Origin of the sequence: Streptacidiphilus sp. ASG 303 (assembly GCF_020991365.1) — a bacterium.
GTDB lineage: Bacteria > Actinomycetota > Actinomycetes > Streptomycetales > Streptomycetaceae > Peterkaempfera.
Genome location: NZ_JAJLRA010000014.1, coordinates 39,182 through 57,119, shown reverse-complemented (window position 1 = coordinate 57,119; position 17,938 = coordinate 39,182). Strand labels below are relative to the sequence as shown.

Here is a 17,938-nt window from a genome sequence, read left to right as displayed (position 1 = left end):
CCCGGGACCGCCTTCCGCGGCAAAGCGGCCCCCCGCAGGAGTCGATCCTCCCCGGGCTGGGCATGGATCACGGCGCGGGCCGCCCCGCGCCGCGGCCCGGTGCCCCGGCCCCACGCCGCGGCCCGGTGCCCCGGCCGCGTACCGGCCGCGACCGCCGGGCAGGTGCCAGTGACGGACGGCCCCCCGGGGACCCCGAGCGAGGAGACACGATGGTGCACGAGCGGGCCGGGCAGCCGGCGCAGCCCGGAGACCTGGTGGACGTGGCGCGGCTGGTGACGGCCTACTACGCCCTCCACCCCGACCCGGCCGACCCCGCGCAGCGGGTCGCCTTCGGCACCTCCGGCCACCGGGGCTCCTCCCTGAACGCGGCCTTCAACGAGGACCACATCGCCGCCACCAGCCAGGCGATCTGCGACCACCGCGCCGCGCAGGGCATCGACGGCCCGCTCTTCCTCGGCGCCGACACCCACGCCCTGTCCGAGCCCGCCCGGGTCACCGCCCTGGAGGTGCTGGCCGCCAACGGCGTCACCGTGCTGGTCGACTCCGCGGACGGCTACACCCCCACCCCCGCCGTCTCGCACGCGATCCTCGCGCACAACCGCGGCCGCACCTCCGGCCTCGCCGACGGCATCGTGGTGACGCCCTCCCACAACCCGCCCGCCGACGGCGGCTTCAAGTACAACCCGCCGAACGGCGGCCCGGCCGCCTCCGACGCCACCTCCTGGATCCAGGACCGCGCCAACGCCCTCATCGAGGGCGGCCTCAAGGAGGTCCGCCGCATCCCGTACACCCGGGCGCTGGCCGCCGACACCACCGGCCGCCACGACTTCCTCGGCGCCTACGTCGACGACCTGCCCGCCGTCCTCGACCTCGACGCCGTCCGCGACGCCGGGGTGCGGATCGGCGCCGACCCCCTCGGCGGCGCCTCCGTCGCCTACTGGGGCCGCATCGCCGAACGCCACCGCCTCGACCTCACCGTGGTCAACCCGCTCGCCGACCCCACCTGGCGGTTCATGACGCTGGACTGGGACGGGAAGATCCGCATGGACTGCTCCTCCCCGTACGCGATGGCCTCCCTCATCGCGCAGCGCGACGCCTACACCGTCTCCACCGGGAACGACGCCGACGCGGACCGGCACGGCATCGTCACCCCCGACGGCGGCCTGATGAACCCCAACCACTACCTCGCCGTCGCCATCCGCTACCTCTTCTCCCACCGCGACGGCTGGCCGGCGGGGGCCGGGATCGGCAAGACCCTCGTCTCCTCCTCCATGATCGACCGGGTGGCGCAGGACCTCGGCCGGCGGCTCGTCGAGGTCCCGGTCGGCTTCAAGTGGTTCGTCGACGGCCTCTTCGACGGCAGCATCGGCTTCGGCGGCGAGGAGTCCGCCGGCGCCTCCTTCCTGCGCCGCGACGGCGGGGTGTGGACCACCGACAAGGACGGCATTCTGCTGGCCCTGCTCGCCTCCGAGATCACCGCCGTCACCGGCAGCACCCCCTCGCAGCACTACGCCGAGCTCACCGCCCGCTTCGGCGACCCCGCCTACGCGCGCGTCGACGCCCCCGCCACCCGCGAGGAGAAGGCCGTCCTGGCGAAGCTCTCCCCGGACCGGGTCACCGCCGACACCCTGGCCGGCGAACCGGTCACCGCCGTCCTCACCGAGGCCCCCGGCAACGGCGCCGCCGTCGGCGGGCTCAAGGTCTGCACCGACAGCGCCTGGTTCGCCGCCCGGCCCTCCGGCACCGAGGACGTCTACAAGGTCTACGCCGAGAGCTTCCGGGGGCCCGAGCATCTCGCCCGCGTCCAGGACGAGGCCAGGGCCCTCGTCGCCGCAGCCCTCGGCGACGCCGGATGACGGCCGCCGGGGGGAGCGCCGAGGGGGCCCGCGGCGGCGCCGCCCGGCGCCCGCGGGTCGCCCTGCTGACCCGCGAGTACCCGCCGGACGTCTACGGCGGCGCCGGGGTCCACGCCGAGTTCCTCGCCCGCGAGCTGCGGCGCCTCACCGACCTGGAGGTCCACTGCTGGGCCGTCGCCGGGCAGGACGGCCACGCCGTCCACCGCGCCGCCCGCGAGGGCGTCCACCGCCACCCGGTGCCCGCCGACCTCGCCGCCGCCGACACCGCCCTGCGCACCTTCGGCGTCGACCTGGCCATGGCGGACGCCGTCGCCGGCCGCGACCTGGTCCACAGCCACACCTGGTACACCAACCTGGCCGGGCACCTCGCCAAGCTCCTGCACGGCGTCCCCCACGTGGTGACCGCCCACTCGCTGGAGCCGCTGCGGCCCTGGAAGGCCGAGCAGCTCGGCGGCGGCTACGCCCTCTCCTCGTGGGCCGAGCGCACCGCCGTGGAGGCCGCCGACGCCGTCGTCGCCGTCTCCCACGGCATGCGGCGGGACCTGCTGGACTGCTACCCGGCGCTGGACCCGGCCCGGGTGCACGTCGTCCACAACGGCATCGACACCGGCCTGTACCGGCCCGACCCGGACACCGGCGTGCTGCGGCGGCACGGCATCGACCCCGGCCGCCCCACCGTGGTCTTCGTCGGCCGCATCACCCGGCAGAAGGGCGTGCCCCACCTGCTGCGCGCCGCCCGCGCCTTCGAGCCCGGCGTGCAGCTGGTGCTCTGCGCGGGCGCGCCCGACACCGAGGCGCTCGGCGACGAGTTCCACGACCTGGTCACGGAGCTGCGGCAGCAGCGCGAGGGCGTCTTCTGGATCCCCGAGATGCTGCCCCGCGAGGACGTCGTCCAGCTCCTCACCCACGCCACCGTCTTCGCCTGCCCCTCGGTCTACGAGCCGCTCGGCATCGTCAACCTGGAGGCCATGGCGTGCGGCACCGCCGTCGTCGCCTCCGACGTCGGCGGCATCCCCGAGGTGGTCGACCACGGGCGCACCGGCCTGCTCGTGCCCTGCCGGGAGGACGACCCGGCCGGGTTCGAGGCCGGGCTCGCCGCCTCCGTCAACGCCCTGGTCGGCGACCCGGAGCGGGCGGCGGCCATGGGCGCCGAGGGGCGGCGCCGCGCGGAGGAGGAGTTCGGCTGGGACGCGGTGGCCCGGCGCACGGTCGCGCTCTACGAGGAGCTGCTGGCCGGGCGCTGAGGCCGCCGACGGACCCGGGGCGGTACCGGAACCGGCCCCGGGTCCGCCGCGGCGCGGCACGGAACGCCGCGGCACGGCGCGGGAAGGCGCCGCACGCATCGGTGCGGCGCAGGGCGGGAAGGAGCGCAGGATGCGCGGTGGACCATCGGTGCTGGGCGTCGTACTCGCGGGCGGGGAGGGCAAGCGGCTGATGCCGCTGACCGCCGCCCGCGCCAAACCCGCCGTGCCCTTCGGCGGCGCCTACCGGCTCGTGGACTTCGTCCTCTCCAACCTCGTCAACGGCGGCATCACCCGCATCTGCGTCCTCACCCAGTACAAGTCGTCCTCGCTCGACCGCCACCTGGCCACCACCTGGCGGCTCTCCGGCCTCACCGGCGACTACGTCACCCCCGTGCCCGCGCAGCAGCGCCTCGGCCCCCGCTGGTACCTGGGCAGCGCCGACGCCATCTACCAGTCGCTCAACCTCGTCCACGACGAGCAGCCCGACCACATCGTGGTGTTCGGCGCCGACCACGTCTACCGCATGGACCCGCAGCAGATGCTGCAGGCCCACATCGAGTCCGGCGCGGGCGTCACCGTCGCCGGGATCAGGGTGCCGCGCGAGCAGGCGTCCGCCTTCGGCGTGATCTCCACCGCCTCCGACGGGCGGCGCGTCTCCGACTTCCTGGAGAAGCCCGCCGACCCGCCCGGCCTGCCCGGCGACCCCGGCCGGGTGTTCGCCTCCATGGGCAACTACGTCTTCTCCACCAAGGTCCTCGTCGACGCCCTGCAGCGCGACGCCGAGAACCCCTCCTCCCGCCACGACATGGGCGGCGACATCATGCCGATGCTCGCCGGCAGCGGGCAGGCGATGGTGTACGACTTCGACGACAACCACGTGCCCGGCGAGACCGAGCGCGACCACGGCTACTGGCGGGACGTCGGCACCCTGGACTCCTACTACGAGGCCCACCTGGACCTCATCTCGATCCACCCCGTCTTCAACCTGTACAACCGGCAGTGGCCGATCTTCACCCACCCCGCGCAGCTGCCGCCCGCCAAGTTCGTCGCGGGCGGCATCGCAAGCGAGTCCATGGTCAGCGCCGGGTGCATCGTCAGCGGGCAGGTCACCCAGTCGGTGCTCTCACCGGGCGTCGTCGTCGAGGAGGGCGCCGTCGTCCAGGGCTCGGTGCTGCTGGACGGGGTGCGGATCGGCCGCGGCGCGGTGGTCCGCCGGGCGATCCTCGACAAGAACGTCGTCGTGCCGCCCGGCGCCACCATCGGCGTCAACCCCCAGCGCGACCGCGAGCTCTACACCGTCTCGGCGGCCGGCGTGGTGGCCCTCGCCAAGGGGCAGCGGGTCGACTGACCGCGGGCGGGGACGGCCGGGGGCCGGGTTCCGGCCGTCCGCCGCGGCGGCGGCATCCCGGCGGGATGCCGCCGCCGGACCGGGGTAGGGGAGCGGGGCACCGCCGAGGCATGCGGGCCCGCGACTCCCACCGGTTGTTCATCCGGCCCCGGCAGACTCCCGCAGAACCCGGCAGACCCCGGCAGAGAGGACCCCGTGATGACGGCCCAGACCGAGGAGGCGCAGACCCAGGCCCCCACCGCCGGTCTCCCGCCCGCCCCCTACGCCGGCCGCTACCGGCTCCAGGGGCTCCTCGGCAGCGGCGCCACCGCCGACGTCCACCGGGCCGTCGACGAGCGGCTGGGCCGCCCCGTCGCCCTGAAGGTCTTCCGCCCCGAGTGCGGTCCCGAGGCCGGCGCCCGGTTCGCCGGCGAGGCACGGCTCCTCGCCCGCCTCGACCACCCCGGCCTGGTGACGGTCTACGACTACGGGCACTGCGACGGCCGGTCCCACCTCGCCCTGGAACTCGTCGAGGGCCGCTCCCTGCGGGACGTGCTGCGCGACGGTCCGCTGCCGCCCGCCGACGTGGCGCCCTTCGGCGCCGCCCTGGCCCGCGCCCTCGCGCACGTCCACGCCCGGGGGGTCGTCCACCGCGACGTCAAGCCCGCCAACGTCCTCGTCGACCGGGAGGGCTCCCCCCGCCTCGCCGACTTCGGCGTCTCCCGCCTGGTCGACGGCGGCGGCATGACCGCCACCAACAAGGTGGTCGGCACCGCCGCCTACCTCGCCCCCGAGCAGGTGCGCGGCCTCGGGGCCTGCCCGGCCTCCGACGTCTACGCCCTCGGGCTGCTGCTGCTGGAGTGCCTGACGGGCCGCCGGGAGTACCCCGGGCCGCCGATGGAGTCCGCCGTCGCGCGCCTCCACCGCTCCCCGGCCGTCCCCGGCGGCGAGGCCCGGCTCCCCACCCTCCTGCGCCGGATGACCGCCGAGCGGCCCGAGGACCGCCCCGACGCCCGGACCTGCGGCCTCCTGCTCGACGAGGCCGGTACGGCCGAGGCGGAGGCCGCCGTCCCCGCCCCCCGCCGCCCGCACCGGCGCCCCGTGCTCGCCGTCGCCGCCGGGCTCGCCTGCGCCGGACTCGCCTGCGGGGGCGCCACCCTGGCGGCCTCCGGCGGTGCGGACCGGGCGTCCGCTCCGGGCGGGCCCTCCGCCCCGGCGGCCGGCGGGCCGTCCGCGCCCGCCGCCCACGGGTCCGGACCCGCCCGGACCGCCGCTCCCCGCACCCCGGCCCTCCGCACCTCCGCCCCCGGGGGCGTCGCCCCCGTGTCCGCCCGGATCCGCCCCGGAGCCCCCGCGGCGGCCCGTACGGCCTCCAAGGCCGCGGCCTCCGGCGCGGCCAAGGGCCATGCCCGCCAGAAGGGCGGCGGCAAGGCCAAGGGCGCCGAGGGCAAGGCCAAGGGTGCCGAGGGCAAGGGGGAGGGGGAGGGCAAGGGCGGCGGGGGCAAGGGGCACGGGAAGGGCAAGCCGAAGGGGGAGGGCAAGGGCGGCGGGGGCAAGGGGCACGGGAAGGGCAGGCCGAAGGGGGAGGGCAGGCCGAAGGGCGGGGCCGAGGGGCACGGCGGGGGAGTGCGCCCGGGCCCGGGCGGCGGCCCCGTCGGTGTCCGCGGCCACGGCCCCCGCTGACTGCCCCGGTCCCGCCCTCAGCCGCCCGTCCGGGGCTCCGCGCCCTGGGACACCGGCCCCGCGGACCCGCAGGCCCCACCCTCCGCAGACCCGCAGGCCCCCCGCAGACCCCCGAGCCCACCCCCGCGGACACGTCCCCGGCCCCCCGCCCCGCCCGCCGGGTGGCGCGGCGGCCCCGGTGGTGGCCGCGCCCCCCGGCCGGGTAGGGATCCGGGCAGGTCCGCCGGGTCCCCGGCGGCGCCCCGCCCCGTCCCGGAGACCCGCGCATGCTCCTGCACCGCCTGGCCCTCGCCTCCCGCGCCGCCGCCGAGGAGCCGGCCCGCAACGCCAAGACCGCCCTGCTCGCCGCCTGCCTGCGCGAGCTGGGCCCGGAGGAGGCCCCCGCCGCGGTGGCGCTGCTGTCGGGCGAGTCCCGGCGGCAGCGGATCGGGGTCGGCCCGGCCGCCCTGCGGGACCTCCCGCCCCCGGCGGACCGCCCCTCCCTCGGCGTCCGCGAGACCGAGGACGCCTTGGCCGTCCTCGCCGCCGTGCACGGCGCGGGCGCCCAGGCCGAGCGCCGCCGCCTGCTCCACGCCCTCCTCGGCCGCGCCACCGCCGAGGAGCAGCGCCTCCTCACGGGCGCCCTGGTCGGCGAGCTGCGCCAGGGCGCGCTGGACGCCGTGGTGGGCGACGCCGTCGCGAAGGCGGCGGACGTACCGGCGGCCGACGTGCGCAGGGCGCTCATGTTCCGCGGTTCGGCACGGGCCGTCGCCGAGGCCGCCCTCACCGGCGGCGCCCCCGCGCTGCGCGCCTTCGGCCTGGAGGTCGGCCGTCCGGTGCGGCCGATGCTCGCCGCCTCCGCGCCCGACGTCGCCGCCGCCCTGGAGCGGATCAGCCCCGCGGCCCTGGAGTGGAAGCTCGACGGCATCCGGGTGCAGGTGCACCGCGACGGGGACGACGTGGCGGTCTTCACCCGCAGCCTGGACGACATCACCGCCCGGGTGCCGGAGGTGGTCGAGGCCGCCGCCTCCCTGCCGCTGCGCAGCGCCGTCCTCGACGGCGAGGCCCTGGCCCTCGCCCCGGACGGTCGGCCCCGCCCGTTCCAGGTCACCTCCGCCCGCACCGCCTCCCGGCAGGACCCGGAGCGGCTGTGCGCCGAGGTGCCGCTCCACGTCCTCTTCTTCGACCTGCTGCACCGCGACGGCGAGGACCTGCTCGACCTGCCCGGCGGCCGCCGCTGGGACGCCCTCGGCCAGGCCCTGCCGTCCGGACTGCGGGTGCCGCGCACGGTCACCGGCGACCCGGACGAGGCGCACGCCTTCCTCCGCGGCGCCCTGGGGCGCGGCCACGAGGGCGTGGTCGTCAAGGACCCGGACGCCCCGTACGCGGCCGGGCGCCGGGGCGCGGGCTGGATCAAGGTGAAGCCCCGCCACACCCTCGACCTGGTGGTGACGGCCGCGGAGTGGGGGAGCGGGCGCCGCCGCGGCCTGCTGAGCAACCTCCACCTGGCGGCGCGCGGCGGGGAGGCCGACGGGCTGGGCCCGTGGGTGATGCTCGGCAAGACCTTCAAGGGCCTCACCGACGACCTGCTGGCCTGGCAGACCCGGGAGCTGCTGGCCCGCGAGGTCGACCGCTCCGCCTCCACGGTGCACGTCCGCCCGGAGCTGGTGGTGGAGATCGCCTTCGACGGCCTGCAGCGCAGCCCCCGGTACCCGGCGGGGCTGGCGCTGCGGTTCGCCCGGGTGCTGCGGTACCGCGACGACAAGGGACCGGCGGAGGCCGACACCGTCGCCGCGGTGCGCGAGCTGGCCGCCGAGGGGCTGTAGGCACCCCCGGCCCCCGGGCACGGGCCCGGGAGGGTCCCGAAGGACTCGGAAAGGGCTCGGAAGGGCTCAGAAGGCGTAGCGGACGGTGAGCCAGGGCGCGTGGGCGGCCACCAGCTCCCGCATCCGCTGCACCGCCGGGCCCTTCACCCCGGCGCGGTAGCGGACGTTCCACGCGCCGTTCTCCGAGCGCTTGCCCTCCTGGAGCCCCGGCCGCCACAGCACCTCCTCGGCGCGCGGGTGCCAGCCCAGGTTCACCTCGTGCAGCTCGCGGTTGTGGGTCAGCAGGATGACCTCGGCGGCGGCCTGCGCCTTGACGGCGGCCGGGAGCACGTCGTCCATCCGGCGCAGCAGGTCCGCCCAGGCGTCCTCCCAGCCGGGCCGCAGCACCACCGGCGAGAGGTTGAAGTGGACCTCGTACCCGGCCTCCAGGAAGTCCCCGGCCGCGGCGATCCGCTCGGCCACCGGGCTGGTGCGCACGTCGAGCAGCCGGGAGTCCTCCGGCGGCATCACCGAGAAGCGGATCCGGGTCCGGCCGCGGGGGTCGAGGTCCAGCAGGTCCCGGTTGACGAACTTGGTCGCGAAGGACGCCTTGGCCGTCGGCCAGCCGCGGAAGGCCCGCACCAGGTCGGCGGTGTTGTCGCAGATCAGCGCGTCGACCGAGCAGTCGCCGTTCTCGCCGACGTCGTACACCCAGGCGTCCGGGTCGCACTGGTTGGGCTCGGGCTTGGGGCCCTGGCGGGCGACGTGCCGGTCGAGGTGGGCGACGATCCGGTCGATGTTGGTGAAGACGGTGACCGGGTTGGCGTACCCCTTGCGGCGCGGGACGTAGCAGTACGCGCACGCCATGGCGCAGCCGTTGGAGGCGCCGGGCGCGATCCAGTCCGCGGAGCGGCCGTTGGGCCGGGTGGTGAGCGTCTTGCGGACGCCCAGCACCAGCGTCTCCGTCTTCACCCGCACCCAGCGCTCGACGTTGCCCTCGTTGCCGTGCAGGCGGGGGATCCGCCAGTGCGAGTCCACCTCCACCAGCCGGGCCCCCGGGAACCGCGCCAGCACCTGGCGGCCGCGCGGCGAGGCGGCGGCCTCCGGCTCCGCGTAGACCTCCCGCACGTCGAACAGGCGGGCCGCGGCGGCCGGGGCGCGGTGGCCGCCCGCGGGGGCGGGCAGCACGTCCTCCAGCGGGAAGAGGCCCTCGGGCTCGGGGCCCGGGCCGTCGGGCCGGCGGACTCCGGAGCGCGGGCCGTCGGACCGGGGGTCCTCGGACTGGGGTCGCATGCGGGCTCCGGTGGTGCGGGGCGGTACCGCCGGTCAGCCTAGCGGCCGGCCCGTACGGATGGCGGCAGCGCCGGGCCGGGGCACGGGCCCGGATCCGGGGTAGGCGGTGCACGGGCCGGCGCGGACCCGCCGGGCGTGCCCGCGGCCGCACGGCGGACGGCGGCAGGACGCGGACGGCAGGACGCGGCGCGCCGGGGCCGGGCACGGCAGGACAGGGAACGGCAGGGCGTGCGGAGGCGCGCCCGGCGACGACCGGGAGGCGGCGTGGACCAGCGGGACGGGACGGCGGCGGTGGACGGAACGGCGGGGGGCGCGGCGGGCGCGGGCGGCGCGGCGTCCGTGGACGCCGCGCACAGCCGCCCGCCCGGCACCCCCGACGCCGCCGTGGAGGCCGCCGGCCGCTTCTCGGAGGCGCTGGAGAGGCTGGAGCGGGCCCGCGGGGCCCTGTACGACTTCCACCAGCTCGTCGGCCGGGCCGACGCGATGCTCGACGACGTGGTGGCCTCCCTGGAGGCGCTGGGCCGCGACCGCCTCGCCGCCGAGGTGCGCGAACGCCTCGTGGGCCGCAACGTCCTCCAGGGGCGGTGGACCTTCCAGGTCGTCGAGGAGTTCGACGACGGGTACTACGCCCTCTTCCGCGAACTGGAGGAGAGGACCCGTCAGGAGCTCGTCGGCGGACGGCGGCACGTGTACGAGGCCGAGATGAAGCAGCGCCGCCGCACCGCCGGGCACCCCGGCCACGAGGCCGCGCCGGGCGCCTGACCCGCCGCAGCAACGGCCGGACGCCCTCCCGCGACGGGTCGGGCGTCCGGCCGGGCCCGACGGCCGCACGGCACCGACCCGCACGGCACCGACCCGCACGGCACCGACCCGCACGGCACCGACCCGCACGGCACCGACCCGCACCGCACCGACCCGCACCGCACCGCGGCGCGCCCGGACCCGCGGGGCGTGCCGCACCGGCGGCCCCGGACCGGCACGATGGGTCCATGGCCGACACCTTCCTCACCCGCGCCTTCGACCTCACCACCGGCTCCCGGGAGGCGGCGGTGGACATCACCGACCGCTGCGCCGCCTTCCTCGACGAGACCGCCGGCGGCCGCGACGGCCTGCTGAACGTCTTCGTCCCCCACGCCACCGCCGGGATCGCGGTCATCGAGACGGGCGCGGGCAGCGACGACGACCTGCTGGCCGCCCTCCGGGACCTGCTGCCCGCCGACGACCGGTGGCGCCACCGCCACGGCAGCGCCGGGCACGGCCGCGACCACGTCCTGCCCGCCCTCGTCCCCCCGCACGCCACGCTGCCCGTGGTGGAGGGCCGTCTGGCGCTGGGCACCTGGCAGTCCGTCGTGCTGGTCGACACCAACCGCGACAACCCGCGCCGCACCGTCCGCCTCTCCTTCCTCGGGGGCTGACCGGCCGACCGCCGCGCCGCCGGCCCGGCCCTGCTGTGCGGTCCGGCGGGCTCCGGGTGCCCCGCGGACACGGGGAGGGGCTGCGGTGCGCCCGTGTCCGGGCGCGCGACGCCCGGCCTCCCGTGGGACGGGTCGCGGCCGGCGCCGCGGGCTAACTGCGCTGGCGGGCCCGCCGTGCCGTGCCCGCGGGGGCGGGGGAGGGGGTCCCCAGGTGGCCGGTGGCCAGGCTGGTCAGGGCGCGCAGGAACGTGGCGCGGTCCTTCTCCGGAAGGGCGGCGAGGGCCTGTTCGTGGACCGCGTCCACGATCCGCCGGCTGCGCTCCGCGACGCGCGCGCCCTCCTCCGTGACCGCGATGATCCGGGCCCGCCGGTCGGTGGCGGAGGGGCGGCGCTCGGCGAGCCCTGCCTGCTCGAGGGCGTCGACGGTCACCACCATCGTGGTCTTGTCCATGTCGCCGATCTCGGCGAGCTGGGCCTGGGTGCGCTCTTCCTCCAGCGCGTGCACGAGCACGCAGTGCATGCGTGCGGTGAGCCCGATCTCGGCGAGCTCCGCCGCCATCCGGGTGCGCAGCACGTGTCCGGTGTGGTCCAGGAGGTACGACAGGTCCGGCTGGGTGCGGTCGGGCGACGGCGACATGGCGGTCATGGGTCCAGCGTAGTCCACAACTGCATCCGAAAAATATAGTCTGCAACGGGACTATCTGCTACGGTCCTTCTGTCGCGCCGCCCGGCGCGCCGCCCGCACACGCTGCGACAGGAGGGGCCGCCGTGCCTCTGCCCCCTTCCGGATCCCCCCGTCCACCGCGCCGCGGCCTCGCGCTCGGCGTCATCGCCGCGAGCACGCTGATGACGGTGCTGGACGGTTCCGTCGTCACCGTGGCCATGCCGGCCGTCCAGCGCGACCTCGGCCTCGGCCCCGAGGGCCTGACCTGGGTCGTCAACGCCTACCTCGTCGTCTTCGGCAGCCTGCTGCTGCTCGCCGGCCGGCTCGGCGACCTCCTCGGCCGCACACGGGTGTTCGTCGCCGGCACGGCCGTCTTCACCGCCGCCTCGCTGCTGGCCGGCCTCGCCGCGGGACCCGCCGTCCTGATCGCTGCCCGCCTCCTGCAGGGGGCGGGCAGCGCCATGACGGCGGCCGTGGGCCTCGGCATCCTCGCCGCCCTCCACCCCGAGGGCCGCGAACGGGCCCGCGCCCTCGCGGTCTTCGGCTTCACCGGCGCCGCCGGGGCCTCGGCGGGACAGGTGCTCGGCGGGGTGCTCACCGACGTGCTGGACTGGCACTGGGTCTTCCTGGTCAACCTGCCCGTCGGCGCCGCCGTCCTCGCCCTGGCGGGGCCCGCGCTCCCCGCCGACCGCGGGCTCGGGCTCCGCGCCGGGGCCGACCTGTGGGGCGCGCTCCTGATCACCGCGGGCCTCATGGCCGCGCTGTACGGCATCGTCGGCGCCGCGACGTACGGGTGGGCTGCGCCACGCACGCTCGTCCCGGTCCTCGCGGGCGCGGCCCTGGTCGCGGCCTTCCTCCTGCGCCAGTCCCGCGCCCGTACCCCCCTGCTCCCGCTGCGCGTGCTGCGTCCGCGCGCCGTGGCCGGCGCCAACCTCGTCCAACTCCTCCTGGTCGCGGCCCTGTTCGCCTTCCAGGTCCTGGTGGCGCTCTACCTGCAGAACGTCCTCGGCTACGACGCGACCCGCACCGGACTGGCGATGCTGCCCGCCGCCCTCGCCATCGGCGCCGTCTCGCTGGGCGCCTCGGCCCGGCTGATCGCCCGGCACGGGGAGCGTGCCGTGCTGCGTGCCGGGCTCGTCCTGCTGACCGGTGCGCTCGCCCTGCTCGCCAGGCTGCCCGTGCACGCCGACTACGTCCGTGACGTGCTGCCCTCCATGCTGCTCGTCGCCGGGTTCGGCCTGGCGATGCCCGCGCTCACCGCACTGGGCATGTCCGGCGCCGACGCCGGGGAGGCCGGACTCGTCTCGGGCCTGTTCAACACCACCCAGCAGATCGGCTCGGCGCTCGGCGTGGCACTGCTGTCCGCCCTGGCGGCCACCCGCACCGACGCCCTCGTACGCCAGGGCGGCTCCCGTCCCGGCGCGCTCACCGGGGGCTACCACCTCGCCTTCGCCGTCGGAGCGGGGCTGCTCCTCCTGGCGCTGTCGGCCGCGACGGTCCTGCTCCGGCGGCACCCGGCGCCCCGCCCGCCCGCGGCACCGGGGCCCGCGAGCGCGCGCAGGCCCGGCCGGCGGCCCGAACCGGCCGCAGGTCCGGCCTCGTGATCCGGCACCCCGGCCCGACCGCGTGACGACGATCCTCAGGTGAGGCGTTCCGCCACGGCACCCGCGCCCCGGACCGCCGACGCCGTGGCGGACCGCCGACCCGGCGGACGGGCCGCCGTCGCCCCGGCCCGCCCGGCGCGGGACGGCTCCAGCCGCCACGCCCCGCACCACGACCGGGTGCGCCCGCGTCCCCGGACCCCGGTCCACGGCGCGCCGCCGGCGGTCCCGGAGCGCGGGTGCACGGTGCCCCTCGGGCCGGAACGCCGCACCGGCGAGGGGCTTTCGGGCACACTTTCCGTCCGCTCCTCACCGTCCCTTCCCGCACCAGCGGGGCCCGGCACAGACTGACGCGCGATCATGTGCCGGCGCTCCCGGAGGAACGGCCCTCCCCGCCGGCACCGCCGACGAAGGGCCCCCCTTGCCACTTCCCCGCCCCTCCAGGCCGGCGCTGACGGCCGTCGGTGCCGCCCTCGCGGTCCTGGCCGCGATCACGCCGGCCACCGCCGGCGCGGCACAGCCGCCGCCCCCCGGCTCGTCCCCCCCGCCCTCCGCCGCGGCGACCGCACGGCGCGACGCGGCCCCGCACACGGTCACCCTGATCACGGGCGACCGGGTCACCGTGACCCGGACCCCGGACGGGCACGCCACCACGACGGTGGACGCCCCCGGCGGCGGCCCGGCGGGCGCCCACGTGATGACGGTGGGCCGGAGCACCTATGTCTATCCGGACTCGGCGCTGCCCTACCTCGCCTCCGGAGCGCTCGACGAGCGCCTCTTCGACGTCACCGGCCTCATCGAGTCCGGCTACGACGACGCGCACACCGACCAGCTTCCGCTGATCGTCACCTACACCGACGCTGCGGCCCGGTCGCGCAGCCAGGCGGTGCCGCAGGGGGCGCGCCGGACCCGGACGCTGAGCAGCATCCAGGGCGCGGCCCTGGCCGAGAGCCGCTCCCGGGCGGCGGACTTCTGGGGCGCCCTGACCGGCGGCCGGAACGCCGCAGCGGGCCGCCGCACCGCCGCCCCCGTCCTGTCCTCCGGCATCGCCAAGGTCTGGCTGGACGGCAAGGCCAGGGCGCTGCTGTCCGACACCACCGCGCAGATCGGCGCCCCCGCGGTCTGGGCGTCCGGGAACACCGGCCAGAACGTGGACGTCGCGGTCCTCGACACCGGCATCGACGACGCCCACCCGGACTTCTCGGGGCGGATCGCCGCCGAGGCCAGCTTCGTCCCCGGTGAGGACACCACCGACCGGGTGGGCCACGGCACCCACGTCGCCTCGACCGTCGCCGGCACCGGCGCCGCCTCGGCCGGCAGGGAGCGGGGCGTCGCCCCCGGTGCCCGGCTGCACATCGGCAAGGTGCTCGACGACAACGGCACCGGCCAGGACTCGTGGATCGTGGCCGGCATGGAGTGGGCCGCCCGGGAGCAGCACGCCAGGGTCATCAGCATGAGCCTGGGCGGCGATCCCGGTGAGGGCGCCGACCCGCTGGTCCAGGCGGTCGACCGGCTCAGCGCGGAGACCGGGGCGCTCTTCGTCATCGCCGCCGGCAACGCGGGCCCGGCCCCGTTCAGCGTGGGCTCGCCCGGGACCGCGGACGCCGCGCTCACGGTCGGCGCGGTGGACACCTCCGACCGGCTGGCGGGCTTCTCCAGCCGCGGCCCGCGCCGGGGCGACAACGGTCTCAAGCCCGAGATCACCGCCCCCGGTGTCGCCGTGACCGCGGCCCGGTCGCAGTACGCCCCGATGGGCGAGGGCTCCTACCTCACCCTGAGCGGCACCTCGATGGCGACGCCCCATGTCGCCGGCGCCGCCGCCCTGCTGGCCGCCGAGCACCCGGACTGGACGGGCCCGCAGCTGAAGGACGCCCTGGTCAGCACCGCCAGGGCCACCCCGCAGTACAGCCCGTACGCGGGCGGGAGCGGGCGGCTGGACGTCGCGTCGGCCGTGCAGGCCGACGTGTTCGCCACCGCGACGGCGTTCGCCTCGGCGCACTGGCCGTACTCCGCGGGGCAGACCGTCCGCAAGGACGTCACGTACACCAACACCGGCTCCGGTGCGGTCACCCTGGACCTGGCGCTGCAGGCCCCGGGCGTGCCCGCCGGGCTCCTCACGCTGACCTCTCCCCGGGTGACCGTACCCGCCCACGGCACCGCCACGGTGGGCGTGGTGAGCCACCTCGACGCGGCGGACGACGACACCGGCTACAGCGCCGCGCTCACCGCCTCCGGCCCGGACGGCGCGGTGCGCGCCCGGACGCTGGTGGGCGTCAACAGGCAGAGCCGGCGCATCACCCTCTCCGTCCGGGCCCAGGACCGCGACGGCTCCGCCCTGCCCGGCATCCTGGTGCTGAAGGACGTCGCCCGGGACACGCTCCCGAGGGTCGTCCAGATCGACGCGTCCGGCACGGTGGACCTGACCCTGCGTCCGAGCACCTACGCGGCCTGGATGTACGCCGACGTCCGGGGCCTCGACAGCCCCCACTCGCTCAGCCGCGCGGTGCTCAGCGCCCCCGAGGTGGTCGCCGACCAGGACCGGACACTGGTCCTCGACGCCTCCGCGCTGCGCAGGGTCCGCGCCGTCACCCCGCGGGCCGGCACCCAGAGCTTCCTCCGGGTCGACCAGTACCGCTCCTACGGCACGCTGCACCGCTTCGTCGACAGCTACCAGCTCGAACCCTGGCTGTTCGACAGCCTCTGGGCCACCCCGACGCGCAGGGTGACCCAGGGCTCGTACACCTTCGCCACCCGCTGGCGCCTTGTGCAGCCCCCGCTCACCGTCTCGGCCGGCGGGGAGGGCTACGGCAGCGTGCACCTGCAGAGCCTCTCCCCCAAGCCCGCCGAGGGCACCGGCAGGTACCCGCTGGCCTGGGCCGGGGACGGCTCGGCGGCCGAGTTCGCCGGGATCCGGGTCCGGGGCGGGATCGCGGTCGTCCGCCGCAGTGGCACGGTGGCCGCGACCGAGCAGGCCGCCGCGGCCGCCAGGGCGGGCGCACGGCTGCTGCTGATCCTGAACGACGGCTACGGCCCGCTGGACGCCTGGGCCGACCTCCCCATGGAGCAGGCCCCGTCGCTGCCGGTGGCCTCGCTGGACACCGACGACGGCGCACGGCTGCTCCGCCGGATCCGCCACGGCCTGACGGGGCTCGAGCTGTCCGCCCACCCCTATCCGCACTACCTCTACGACCTCGTGCGGCACCACGACGGCGCGATCCCCGCCGACCCGGGCTACCGCCCCGGCCCGGGCGAGCTGGCCCGGATCGACGAGTCGGTGCGCGACACCGGCCCGGGAGAGGCCGTGGACGTCCGCTACGACCTGTCCACCGACCTCTCGTGGGCGATGGGCGCCGCGACCACCCAGGTCCGGGCGCAGGGCGCGTACACGGTCTGGCTCACCGCCGCTCCCGGCGTCGAGTGGGTCACCCAGGTGGCCGTCCCGGACCTCACCGAGACCGGCCGCTCGCTCTCGTACCGGCCCCGCAGCACCACCGCGGAGGCCTGGCTCGCCCCCGTGCAGCACCCCCGGCTGCTGAGCGACAGCGCCATGGCGACCCCGCCCTCGCGGATCGGCGACATCATCGGGGTCTACGCCATGCCGGTCTGGGGCGACTCGGAGGGCCACACCGGCATCGTCTTCGACGGCGGGACGACCCAGCAGACCTCGCTCTACCAGGGCGACCGGCTGGTCGCCGAGGGCGGCTACTACGTCTTCGCCGACGTGTCACCGGACCCGCTGCCGTACCGGATGGTGGTGGACGCCACGCGTGACCTGCCGAACCGGCCCTACTCCACGCGCACGCACACCGAGTGGGCGTTCACCTCGGCGTTCCGCGACTACACCACACAGGTGCCGCTCTCCCTGGTGCAGCTGGACTACGCGGTGGCGACCGACCTGGCGGGGCGGGCCCGCCGGCACACCGCACTGACGGTCACCCCGTCGCACCTGCCGGGCGCCACCGGCACGGGCCGGATCGGGGACGTCACCCTGGAGGCCTCCTACGACGACGGGAGGACCTGGCACCCGGTCCGGCTGCGCCGCACCGGTCCCGACTGGAAGGGCCGCCTGGACGCACCAGCCGGGGCCCGGTGGGCGACGCTGCGGGCGGCGGCCCGGGACACCGCGGGCAACTCCGTGAGCCAGACGGTCGTCCGGGCGTTCGGCCTGAGGTAACCGCCGGAGCCGCACGCCCTCCGGCGGCCGTCAGGGGCGGGGTGCCCGGGCACCCCGCCCCTCGCCGTCCGCCCGGGCGGACGGCCGGGCCGGGGCTTCGCGGGATGCCGCGGCTGCGGGCGGCCCCGGTGCCGTGCACCGTGCCGGACGGGGCCGGTGCCGCCCGGACCGACGTGCGGAGCGGGTGCCCCCGTCCCGGAGGCCGGGGGAGGCACGGCCCCGGCGACCGGGCGGGGCGGGCGGCGGTGGCGCGTCAGGGCGTGGGGGCCGGCGCCGCGGCCTCCCAGGCGAACCCGTCCGGGTCGGTGAAGGGCCCGGCGTCGCCGCCGATCGTGAGCCGGTGCGACCCGGTGCCGTCGGGGGAGACGCCGACGTCCTTGGCCAGGGCGCGGCGCCTGTACAGCGCCAGCTTGACGGGGCTCGACCCGGCGGCGAACTCGGTGTACACGCGGCCGAAGCTCTTCGCCACGGCAAGGCCCCGGTCGACGTAGAACCGCCTGCTCGCGGCCACGTCGGCGACTCCCAGCAGGAGCACGACCTCGTCGATCCGCCGGGTGGCGGGCCCGGTGTCCTTCTTCGCCGAGGTCGCGACCTTCCAGATCGTCCCGTCCGGGGCCCGGACGACACCGCCGTAGCCCCAGAGCGACTTCGCGGCGGGCTTCAGCAGCGTGGCGCCTGCGTCGACGGCGGCGTCGACGAGGCCGTCGACGGTGGACGGCTGGGACACCGTGAGCGCCAGCGTGAACCCGCGGAAGCCGGTGGTGGGCTCCTCCGAGGCCCGCAGGCCTATCCGGGTGCCCAGGCCGAAGGCGGCGGTGTGGAAGCGGTCGGCGGCCGCGGGGTCGGCCACGCCGAGGGTGACGGATGCGATGGAGGTCATGGCCCTCACGCTAGGTG

Annotated in this window: 12 protein-coding genes; 9 read left to right on the top strand and 3 right to left on the bottom strand. The window is 77.1% G+C overall.

The annotated features are described in order from the left end of the window. Positions 1 to 209 precede the first annotated feature (209 nt). The 5 genes from pgm to LO771_RS18460 all read left to right on the top strand — a co-directional run bounded on the left by pgm (position 210) and on the right by LO771_RS18460 (position 7,915). The gene (gene pgm, locus LO771_RS18490) at positions 210 to 1,856 is read left to right on the top strand and encodes a phosphoglucomutase (alpha-D-glucose-1,6-bisphosphate-dependent) (RefSeq protein WP_230653862.1); all 1,647 of its coding nucleotides are present in this window, start codon (positions 210 to 212) and stop codon (positions 1,854 to 1,856) included. Further along, positions 1,853 to 3,100 (top strand): glycogen synthase, encoded by a 1,248-nt coding sequence (gene glgA, locus LO771_RS18485; protein WP_230653859.1) that lies wholly within the window; start codon positions 1,853 to 1,855, stop codon positions 3,098 to 3,100. The genes pgm and glgA overlap by 4 nt, the downstream gene beginning before the upstream one ends. Positions 3,101 to 3,230: 130 nt before the next feature. After that, a complete protein-coding gene (glgC, locus tag LO771_RS18480) occupies positions 3,231 to 4,448 on the top strand; it encodes a glucose-1-phosphate adenylyltransferase (protein WP_230653856.1) in 1,218 nt (405 codons plus the stop codon). Positions 4,449 to 4,646: 198 nt separating this feature from the next. Then, complete coding sequence (locus tag LO771_RS31105; protein WP_304944836.1) at positions 4,647 to 6,110, top strand: serine/threonine-protein kinase; 1,464 nt, start codon at positions 4,647 to 4,649, stop codon at positions 6,108 to 6,110. A gap of 266 nt (positions 6,111 to 6,376) precedes the next feature. After that, positions 6,377 to 7,915, top strand: a complete 1,539-nt coding sequence (locus LO771_RS18460) for an ATP-dependent DNA ligase (protein WP_230653853.1) — start codon at positions 6,377 to 6,379, stop codon at positions 7,913 to 7,915. Positions 7,916 to 7,981: 66 nt separating this feature from the next. On the opposite strand, the gene LO771_RS18455 is transcribed toward LO771_RS18460, so the two are convergent. After that, a complete protein-coding gene (locus LO771_RS18455) occupies positions 7,982 to 9,187 on the bottom strand; it encodes a spore photoproduct lyase family protein (RefSeq protein WP_230653851.1) in 1,206 nt (401 codons plus the stop codon). A 339-nt stretch (positions 9,188 to 9,526) separates the two neighbouring features. Between LO771_RS18455 and LO771_RS18450 the strand changes: the two genes are divergently transcribed. Continuing rightward, complete coding sequence (locus LO771_RS18450; protein ID WP_374228195.1) at positions 9,527 to 9,949, top strand: hypothetical protein; 423 nt, start codon at positions 9,527 to 9,529, stop codon at positions 9,947 to 9,949. A 227-nt stretch (positions 9,950 to 10,176) separates the two neighbouring features. Further along, on the top strand, positions 10,177 to 10,602 hold the full coding sequence (locus LO771_RS18445; protein WP_230653846.1) for a secondary thiamine-phosphate synthase enzyme YjbQ: 426 nt from the start codon (positions 10,177 to 10,179) through the stop codon (positions 10,600 to 10,602). A 151-nt stretch (positions 10,603 to 10,753) separates the two neighbouring features. Here the strand turns inward: LO771_RS18445 and LO771_RS18440 are convergent, their stop codons facing one another. Beyond that, positions 10,754 to 11,248, bottom strand: coding sequence for a MarR family winged helix-turn-helix transcriptional regulator (locus LO771_RS18440; RefSeq protein ID WP_230653844.1), 495 nt, complete (start codon positions 11,246 to 11,248; stop codon positions 10,754 to 10,756). Positions 11,249 to 11,370: 122 nt separating this feature from the next. Here LO771_RS18440 and LO771_RS18435 point away from each other — a divergent pair, with 122 nt between their 5' ends. Next, positions 11,371 to 12,870, top strand: coding sequence for an MFS transporter (locus tag LO771_RS18435; protein WP_308188937.1), 1,500 nt, complete (start codon positions 11,371 to 11,373; stop codon positions 12,868 to 12,870). Between the two features lie 418 nt (positions 12,871 to 13,288). After that, the gene (locus LO771_RS18430; RefSeq protein ID WP_230653841.1) at positions 13,289 to 17,041 is read left to right on the top strand and encodes a S8 family serine peptidase; all 3,753 of its coding nucleotides are present in this window, start codon (positions 13,289 to 13,291) and stop codon (positions 17,039 to 17,041) included. A 253-nt stretch (positions 17,042 to 17,294) separates the two neighbouring features. On the opposite strand, the gene LO771_RS18425 is transcribed toward LO771_RS18430, so the two are convergent. Further along, complete coding sequence (locus LO771_RS18425) at positions 17,295 to 17,921, bottom strand: glyoxalase (protein WP_230653838.1); 627 nt, start codon at positions 17,919 to 17,921, stop codon at positions 17,295 to 17,297. Positions 17,922 to 17,938 lie beyond the last annotated feature (17 nt).

What these genes read in the sequence shown, in the direction of transcription:
- glgC (WP_230653856.1), top strand. Translation starts at nt 3,231, where the DNA reads ATGCGCGGTGGACCATCGGTGCTGGGCGTCGTACTCGCGGGCGGGGAG.
- LO771_RS31105 (WP_304944836.1), top strand. Translation starts at nt 4,647, where the DNA reads ATGACGGCCCAGACCGAGGAGGCGCAGACCCAGGCCCCCACCGCCGGT.
- LO771_RS18455 (WP_230653851.1), bottom strand. Translation starts at nt 9,187, where the DNA reads ATGCGACCCCAGTCCGAGGACCCCCGGTCCGACGGCCCGCGCTCCGGA.
- LO771_RS18445 (WP_230653846.1), top strand. Translation starts at nt 10,177, where the DNA reads ATGGCCGACACCTTCCTCACCCGCGCCTTCGACCTCACCACCGGCTCC.
- LO771_RS18440 (WP_230653844.1), bottom strand. Translation starts at nt 11,248, where the DNA reads ATGACCGCCATGTCGCCGTCGCCCGACCGCACCCAGCCGGACCTGTCG.
- LO771_RS18425 (WP_230653838.1), bottom strand. Translation starts at nt 17,921, where the DNA reads ATGACCTCCATCGCATCCGTCACCCTCGGCGTGGCCGACCCCGCGGCC.
- glgA (WP_230653859.1), top strand. Translation starts at nt 1,853, where the DNA reads ATGACGGCCGCCGGGGGGAGCGCCGAGGGGGCCCGCGGCGGCGCCGCC.
- pgm (WP_230653862.1), top strand. Translation starts at nt 210, where the DNA reads ATGGTGCACGAGCGGGCCGGGCAGCCGGCGCAGCCCGGAGACCTGGTG.
- LO771_RS18460 (WP_230653853.1), top strand. Translation starts at nt 6,377, where the DNA reads ATGCTCCTGCACCGCCTGGCCCTCGCCTCCCGCGCCGCCGCCGAGGAG.